Here is a 1,939-nt window from a genome sequence, read left to right on the forward strand (position 1 = left end):
TGCCTGCACTAGGCTAGATTTTAATCCTGACAATAGGTTAATTTGATGGCTCAAGATTACTCTGAGGTATTAATTGAAAAGCTCGAAATTGACGCCTCAATAGGTGTGTTCGAATGGGAAAAGCAGATCAAGCAAACATTGTTGTTTGACCTTGCTCTAGTGTGTGACTTTTCAGCCGCAGCAGAATCAGATGCCATAGAAGATGCTATTGATTATGTGGCGGTTTGCCAGGAGATTGAGCGCATTACCTTAGCCAAACACCATCAGTTATTGGAGTATCTAGCAGACAAAATAGCCGCATCGCTATTTAATAGCTTTGCAATTAGCGCGATAGAACTAAAAATAAGTAAGCCTGGCGCAGTTCCAAACACAAGATCAGTTGGCGTTAGAGTGAAGCGAACACGAGAGCAGCATAGCCATGCCTAAGGTATTCTTGAATCTGGGCTCAAATGTTGAACGTGATCAGAACTTTCGCTCGGGCCTGAGCAGCCTGAAACGGACCTTTGGTGACTTATCTTTGTCTTCAATTTATGAAAGTGAGCCGGTTGGTTTTGACGGTGCGTGTTTCTATAACATGGCGGTATCAATCGAAACAGAGCTAAGCTTGCCCAAGGTTATAAAGGCATTAAAAACAATTGAAGATAGCCACGGCCGCCTGCGCGGAGATAAACACTTTGCACCAAGAACGCTAGATATTGATGTGGTCAGTTACGGGCAACTGACAGGTTTTCATGATGGAGTTGAGCTCCCGAGGCCGGAGCTATACTACAATGGCTTTGTTCTATGGCCGATGGCTGAGTTAGCACCGGATGATATCGATAGCAAAACTGGCTTAAGCTACCAAGTCTTATGGCAGCTTAAGCAAGTAGAAATCGAAGCGAAGCAAAAGGTATGGCGAATTGATCCAAGTTCAGTTGCTGCTATTCTCAAGCCTTAAGCTTATTTGTTTTCATGAAATCGGTGGTATTCAGCGATTAAACCGGCAGTAGAAGAATCTGCAGCAATGTTGGAATCAGCGTCTTCCAGTTGTTTGAGTACTTCGTTACCTAGCTTTTTACCTAACTCTACTCCCCACTGATCAAAAGAATTAAGCTCCCATATTACACCCTGAACGAAAACTTTATGTTCGTAGGCGGCAATTAGGGCACCGACGCTCTTTGGCAGCGTTTTCTCAATAAGAAAGGTATTACTGGGTTGATTACCTTTGTGCTCCATATGCTTGGCTATGAGTTTGGCTTTGGGTTCGTCGTAACCCCTATTTAATAATTCTTGAAAAGCCTGCCTTTCACTACGCCCCTGCATCAAGGCTTGAGTTTGGCTCAGGCAGTTAGCCAATAACATCTTATGATGAGAGCCTGATGGGTGATGCGTATCAAGCGTAGCAATGAAGTCACATGGGATTAGTTTAGTGCCCTGATGCAATAACTGGTGGAAAGCATGTTGGCCGTTAGTTCCAGTACCCCCCCATATTATAGGGCCTGTATGGTAAGTAAGAGCTTTACCTTTTGTAGATACGTGTTTGCCGTTACTCTCCATATCTAATTGCTGGAGGTGATCAGGAAGAAAGCTCAGATACTGATCATAAGGCATTACGGCATGTGAGTCGGCGCCAAAGAAACTGTGGTACCAAATGCCTAGCATTGCCATCAGGCTTGGCATATTCTGCTCAAAGGGAGCTGAGATAAAATGCTCATCCATTTCGTGTGCGCCTTGTAGCAAGGCTTCGAAGTGCTCATTGCCAATCATAAATGCGATTGGAAGACCAATTGCAGACCAGAGTGAATAGCGCCCTCCTACCCAGTCCCACATAGGGAAGATATTTTCTTCCTTAACTCCAAAGGCTATCGCAGCTTCGATATTACTGCTCACAGCATAGAGATGCATGCCAAGGTCTTCTTGAAGCATTCCGTGCTCTAGTAGAAAGTTCTTTACAGTTTGA

The 1,939-nt window shown here is 44.4% G+C and carries 2 protein-coding genes and 1 pseudogene; 2 read left to right on the forward strand and 1 reads right to left on the reverse strand.

All coding sequences use genetic code 11. The features are described 5' to 3' along the window. The first annotated feature begins 45 nt into the window (after positions 1–45). Positions 46–426, forward strand: a complete 381-nt coding sequence (folB, locus tag A3729_RS04445; RefSeq protein ID WP_068509994.1) for a dihydroneopterin aldolase — start codon at positions 46–48, stop codon at positions 424–426. Beyond that, positions 419–937, forward strand: a complete 519-nt coding sequence (gene folK, locus A3729_RS04450) for a 2-amino-4-hydroxy-6-hydroxymethyldihydropteridine diphosphokinase (protein WP_068509996.1) — start codon at positions 419–421, stop codon at positions 935–937. Before folB ends, folK begins: the two co-directional genes overlap by 8 nt. Positions 938–939: 2 nt before the next feature. Here folK and A3729_RS04455 read toward each other — a convergent pair. Next, positions 940–1,939: pseudogene (locus A3729_RS04455) on the reverse strand (glucose-6-phosphate isomerase); the annotation flags it as partial.

It is taken from the genome of Oleiphilus sp. HI0043, assembly GCF_001634935.1.